At 63.6% G+C, this 5,819-nt stretch carries 7 protein-coding genes; 6 read left to right on the forward strand and 1 reads right to left on the reverse strand.

Annotated elements, in window-relative coordinates:
• The coding region (locus WA702_RS14455; RefSeq protein ID WP_425111216.1) for an LLM class flavin-dependent oxidoreductase at positions 1-605 on the reverse strand (605 nt) is incomplete at its 3' end.
• 254 nt (positions 606-859) lie between these two features.
• Here WA702_RS14455 and napE point away from each other — a divergent pair.
• The 6 genes from napE to WA702_RS14485 form a co-directional block, all read left to right on the forward strand.
• Positions 860-1,045 carry a periplasmic nitrate reductase, NapE protein gene (gene napE, locus WA702_RS14460; protein ID WP_425111217.1) on the forward strand — a complete coding sequence of 62 codons (186 nt, stop codon included), beginning with the start codon at positions 860-862 and terminating at the stop codon, positions 1,043-1,045.
• Positions 1,046-1,061: 16 nt separating this feature from the next.
• Positions 1,062-1,382 (forward strand): chaperone NapD, encoded by a 321-nt coding sequence (locus tag WA702_RS14465; RefSeq protein WP_425111218.1) that lies wholly within the window; start codon positions 1,062-1,064, stop codon positions 1,380-1,382.
• Positions 1,383-1,410: 28 nt separating this feature from the next.
• Complete coding sequence (gene napA / locus WA702_RS14470; RefSeq protein WP_425111219.1) at positions 1,411-3,915, forward strand: nitrate reductase catalytic subunit NapA; 2,505 nt, start codon at positions 1,411-1,413, stop codon at positions 3,913-3,915.
• Positions 3,916-3,938: 23 nt separating this feature from the next.
• Positions 3,939-4,391 (forward strand): nitrate reductase cytochrome c-type subunit, encoded by a 453-nt coding sequence (locus WA702_RS14475; protein ID WP_425111222.1) that lies wholly within the window; start codon positions 3,939-3,941, stop codon positions 4,389-4,391.
• On the forward strand, positions 4,388-5,047 hold the full coding sequence (locus WA702_RS14480; RefSeq protein WP_425111220.1) for a NapC/NirT family cytochrome c: 660 nt from the start codon (positions 4,388-4,390) through the stop codon (positions 5,045-5,047). The genes WA702_RS14475 and WA702_RS14480 overlap by 4 nt, the downstream gene beginning before the upstream one ends.
• A 218-nt stretch (positions 5,048-5,265) precedes the next feature.
• On the forward strand, positions 5,266-5,819 hold a 554-nt coding region (locus WA702_RS14485; RefSeq protein WP_425111221.1), incomplete at its 3' end, for an ATP-dependent DNA helicase.

Consider the following 5,819-nt stretch of genomic DNA (forward strand, 5'->3'; position numbering starts at 1 on the left):
GCGCTGACGAACTGGAAGCCGAGGGCACCGAAACCGCTCTGGCCCGCGCGTTCGATGGTCGGCAATTGCGAGCACGCCATCCACAGCGGCGGATGCGGTTTCTGCACCGGCTTCGGCACCACGTTACGCAGGGGAATGTCGAAATACTTGCCATGATGCTCGGTGCCGACCTTGGTGAACATCGGGAAGATCGCCTGGACCGCCTCCTCGAACACCTCGCGCTTGGTCTCCATGTCACGGCCGAACGGCGTCAGCTCGGTGATGGACGCGCTTTCGCCCATGCCGAACTCGCAGCGGCCGCGCGAGAGCAGATCGAGCACCGCGATACGTTCGGCGACGCGCGCCGGATGGTTGGTGGTGAGCTGGAAGATGCCGTGGCCGAGCCGGATGTCTTTCGTGCGCTGGCTGGCGGCGGCGAGGAAAGCCTCGGGCGCCGGCGAATGCGAATATTCTTCGAGAAAATGGTGCTCGACCACCCAGGCGTAGTGATAGCCGAGCCGGTCGGCGGTCTCGAGCTGAGTCAGTGCGTCCTGGTAGAGCCTGAGCTCGTCGCCCGCTTGCCACGGACGCGGCAGTTGCAGCTCGTAGAAGATGCCAAACTTCATGACGTCTCTCTCCCCGCTGATGTTGTTTGCAACATAGTGGAGTACCGTTCGCGGGCTGTCTACGCCGGATCCGGCGACGCGACGCGCCATCAGACGCTCCATTTTCCGTACGGCGCGATTTGGGATGCGCGGTGGCGGGCTCATTGATTTAAGTCAAGGCGCGGCGTTGCGGGATTCCTATGCTGTAATCAGGCGACGGCCCGGATGCCGTCATGCTCTCCCAAATCCGATCCAAAATCCGAAAGAGACCGAACATGTCGGCCCTCGGTGACGACATGCGTGGACGTCCGCGCCGCAAGCGCATGGAAATCTTCGCGTTCCTGCTCCTGACTGCAGTGGTGATGCCGGCCCTCGCGGTTGCGACGGTCGGCAGCTATGGGCTCGCCGTGTGGGTCTACCAGATGATCGCGGGGCCACCCGGGCCACCCGCGGCGCATTGATCCGCTCGCAGCAGGAATGACTGAATTGACCCAGACCATCAACCGTCGCACCCTGATCACGGGGCGTGTGCTAAGCGCGGAGCGCGTGATAGCGCCGCCCGGCGGCGAGATCGCAAGCATCGTGGTGCAGGCAAACCCTGCGCATCTCGACACCGTCGAGGCCGACATTCTCGCCTTCGCCGGCTGCGAGATCCATGGCCGCGATGCGCGCGGCAAGCTGATCGTCGTGGTCGACGCGCCCGATGCCGGCGCGCTCGGCAGCATCATGAACGACATTGCATCGCTGCGGCATGTCCACACAGCCTGCCTCGTCTTCCATGCCATCGACGCCGGCTGACGCTCCGTCAACTCAGCAGAGACCGTTCATGACCGACACCAAGATCAACCGCCGCGAGATGCTCAAGCTCGAGGCCGCCGCGATTGCCGCAGCGGCTGCCGGCATGCCCGCGCCGTCGCTTGCCGCCAACCTCGTCACCGAGCGCGCCGCCAGCGAATTGCAGTGGAACAAGGCGGCCTGCCGCTTCTGCGGTACCGGCTGCAGCGTGATGGTCGCGACCAAGGACAATCGCGTGGTCGCCACCCATGGCGACATCAAGGCCGAGGTCAATCGCGGGCTCAATTGCGTCAAGGGCTATTTTCTCTCCAAGATCATGTACGGCCACGATCGCCTCACCCATCCGATGCTTCGCAAGACCAACGGCAAGTACGACAAGGAAGGCGAGTTCACGCCGGTGTCCTGGGACGAGGCCTTCGACATCATGGCCGTGAAGTTCAAGGATGCGCTGAAGAAGCGCGGCCCCGCCGGCGTCGGCATGTTCGGCTCGGGCCAGTGGACGGTCTTTGAGGGCTATGCCGCGGTCAAGCTGTTCAAGGCCGGCTTCCGCTCCAACAACATCGATCCCAATGCGCGGCACTGCATGGCCTCGGCCGTGGCCGGCATGATGCGCACCTTCGGCATCGACGAGCCCGCCGGCTGCTACGACGATATCGAGGCCACCGATGCGTTCGTACTGTGGGGCTCGAACATGGCCGAGATGCATCCGATCCTGTGGACGCGGGTGACCGACCGCAGGCTGTCGGCTCCGCATGTCAAAGTCGCTCTGCTCTCGACCTTCGAGCACCGCTCCTTCGACCTAGCCGACATCGGCATGGTGTTCAAGCCGCACAGCGATCTCTACATCCTCAACGCGATCGCCAACCACATCATCAAGACGGGGCGCGTCAACAAAGACTTCGTCAACGCGCATACCGTGTTCAAGCGCGGCCAGACCAATATCGGTTACGGCCTGCGCCCCGAGCATCCGCTGGAAAAGGTCGCGACCGGCCGTGGCAACGCCAATGACGCCACCGACATCAGCTTCGACGAGTATGCAAAATTCGTCGCCGATTACACCTTGGAGAAGGCCGCCGAGATGTCGGGTGTGCCGCTCAACCGGCTGCAGGCGCTCGCCGAGCTTTACGCGGAACCGAAGACCAAGGTGGTCTCGTTCTGGACCATGGGCTTCAACCAGCACACCCGCGGCGTCTGGTGCAACAACCTCGTCTACAACATCCATCTGCTGACCGGAAAGATTGCCGAAGCCGGCAACAGCCCGTTCTCGCTGACCGGCCAGCCCTCGGCCTGCGGCACCGCGCGCGAGGTCGGCACCTTCTCGCACCGCCTGCCGGCGGACATGGTGGTCACCAACAAGGAGCACCGTGCCAAGGCAGAGCACATCTGGAAGCTGCCCGAGGGCACGATTCCCGACAAGCCCGGCTATCATGCTGTGCTGCAGAGCCGGATGCTGAAGGACGGCCTGCTCAACGCCTATTGGGTGCAGGTCAACAACAATCTGCAGGCTGGTCCCAACATCAACGAGGAGACCTATCCGGGCTTCCGGAACCCGGATAATTTCATCGTCGTCTCCGACGCTTATCCCTCCGTCACCGCGCTCGCCGCCGACCTCATCCTCCCGACCGCAATGTGGGTCGAGAAGGAAGGCGCCTATGGCAATGCCGAGCGCCGCACCCAGTTCTGGCACCAACTTGTGACGGCGCCGGGCGAGTCGCGCTCCGATCTCTGGCAGCTGATGGAGTTCGCCAAACGCTTCAAGATCGAGGAAGTGTGGCCGGAGGAACTGATCGCGAAGCAGCCGGAGGTGCGCGGCAAGACGATGTTCGACGTGCTCTATCGCAACGGCCAGGTCGACAAGTTCGGCACCGACCAGATCGAGGAGGGCTACGCGAACGACGAGTCGAAGGCGTTCGGCTTCTACGTTCAGAAGGGCCTGTTCGAGGAATACGCTTCGTTCGGTCGCGGCCACGGCCATGACCTCGCGCCGTTCGACAGCTATCACCACGAGCGCGGCCTGCGCTGGCCGGTTGTCAACGGCCAGGAGACGCGCTGGCGCTTTCGCGAGGGCTCGGACCCCTACGTCAAGGCCGGCACGGGCGTGCAGTTCTATGGCTTCCCGGACGGCAAGGCGCGTATCTTCGCCCTGCCCTACGAGCCGCCGGCGGAATCACCCGACAAGGACTATCCGTTCTGGCTGTCGACGGGCCGCGTGCTCGAACATTGGCACTCCGGCACCATGACGCGCCGCGTGCCGGAGCTCTACCGGGCATTTCCTGAAGCCGTCTGCTTCATGCATCCCGACGACGCGCAAGAGGCAAAGCTTCGGCGCGGTGATGAGGTGAAAGTGGTCTCCCGCCGCGGCTTCATCCGTGTTCGCGTCGAGACTCGCGGCCGCAACAAGCCACCGCGCGGGCTGGTCTTCGTGCCCTGGTTCGACGAATCCAAACTGATCAACAAAGTGACGCTCGACGCCACCGATCCGATTTCGCTGCAGACTGATTTCAAGAAATGCGCCGTGCGCATCGAGCGGGTGTGACGATCATGTTCAGGAAGCTCATGATGATGTGGCTTGCAGCCATGCTGGCGGCCGGTTCATCGGCGCTGCTTGCGGAGACCGTCAGCTCCGGCCTGCGCGGACCGACGCCGCTCAACGAGGAAGGCCCAGCGCCGCCGATGCTACCGAACAAGAACACAGCCGACCGGGAGGTACGCAATTATCCCGAGCAGCCGCCGGTGATTCCGCATACGATCGACAACTACCAGATCGACCTCAACAGCAACAAATGCCTGTCCTGCCATGCCCGTGCCCGCATTGCGGAGTCGCAGGCGCCGATGATCTCGATCACGCATTTCATGGATCGCGAGGGCCAGTTCCTGGCCTTCGTGTCGCCGCGTCGCTACTTCTGCACCGAGTGTCACGTGCCGCAGAACGCGGCCAATCCGCCGGTCGGCAACGATTTCGTCGACATCGACAGCATGCTTTCGCGCGAAAAGCCGGGTAGCCACCGATGAGCAGCACGACCGAAACCGGTGCGCCGGCGCCCGTCCCCGACAAGCGGCCCGGCCTGCTCTACCGCGCTTGGAACTTCCTACTCGAATTGATCGACGTGCTGATCCGCCCGAGTTCGATATTCGGACTCGGCGTGCTGGTGCTGGCGGGCTTCGTCGCCGGCATCATCTTCTGGGGCGGCTTCAACACCGCGCTCGAGCTCACCAACACAGAAAAATTCTGCACCTCCTGCCACGAGATGCGCGACAACGTGTTCGACGAACTGAAATCGACCGTCCATTTCACCAACCGCTCCGGCGTGCGCGCCAGCTGCCCGGACTGTCATGTGCCTCATAACTGGACCGACAAGATCGCCCGCAAGATGCAGGCCTCGAAAGAGGTCTGGGGCCATTTGTTCGGCTCGATCAACACCCGCGAGAAATTCACCGATCACCGCCTCGAACTGGCGGAGCATGAGTGGGCCCGCTTCAAGGCCAATGATTCGCTGGAATGCCGCAACTGCCACAGCGCGCAGTCGATGGACATCACCAAGCAGTCGCCGCGCGCCGCCGATGCGCACCAGCGCTTCCTGTTCACTGGTGAGAAAACCTGCATCGATTGCCACAAGGGCATTGCCCACCATCTGCCCGACATGCGCGGCGTGCCGGGGTGGCAGTAGGTTCACATCCGACGCTGCGTAGCTGCGTAGGGTGGGCAAAGGCGCGATGCGCCGTGCCCACCCGTTCCAGCCGACAAGTCGGTGGTGGGCACGCTTCGCTTTGCCCGCCCTCCGGAAGTCCCGCTGCCTCGCCCCTTCCGGCTTGATCTCCCCGAAACAACCCTTAGGTTCACCCGGTCACGACTCGTCCTTTGGCGGTCACCTCCCAGAAAAACCGGATGCCCACCTTCACGCCCCACCAGGATTCCGCCCTCAAGGCCGTCGGCGACTGGCTGAAAGCCAAGCCCGGCACCAGCGGCACACCGCCGGTCTTCCGTCTGTTCGGCTATGCCGGAACTGGCAAGACCACGCTGGCCCGCCACATCGCGGAAGGCGTCGACGGCGAGGTCAAATTCGCGGCCTTCACCGGCAAGGCTGCGCTGGTGATGCGCAACAAGGGCTGCGACAACGCCTCCACGATTCATTCGCTGATCTACCGCGCCCGCGAGAGCGGCGAGGAGCAGCCGAATTTCGAACTGTGGGACGATGCGCCGGCCTCCAAGGCCAAGCTGATCATCGTCGACGAATGCTCGATGGTCGACGCCGGTCTCGGCCAGGACCTGCTCTCCTTCGACTGTCCGCTGCTGGTGCTCGGCGATCCCGCGCAATTGCCGCCGATCCAGGGCGGCGGCTTCTTCACCGAGCAGGAGCCCGACGCGATGCTCACCGAGGTGCATCGCCAGGCGCAGGACGACCCGATCGTGCGGATGTCGATGGACGTGCGCGAGGGCAA

Origin of the sequence: Bradyrhizobium sp., assembly GCF_049798375.1 — a bacterium.
Taxonomy (GTDB): domain Bacteria; phylum Pseudomonadota; class Alphaproteobacteria; order Rhizobiales; family Xanthobacteraceae; genus Bradyrhizobium.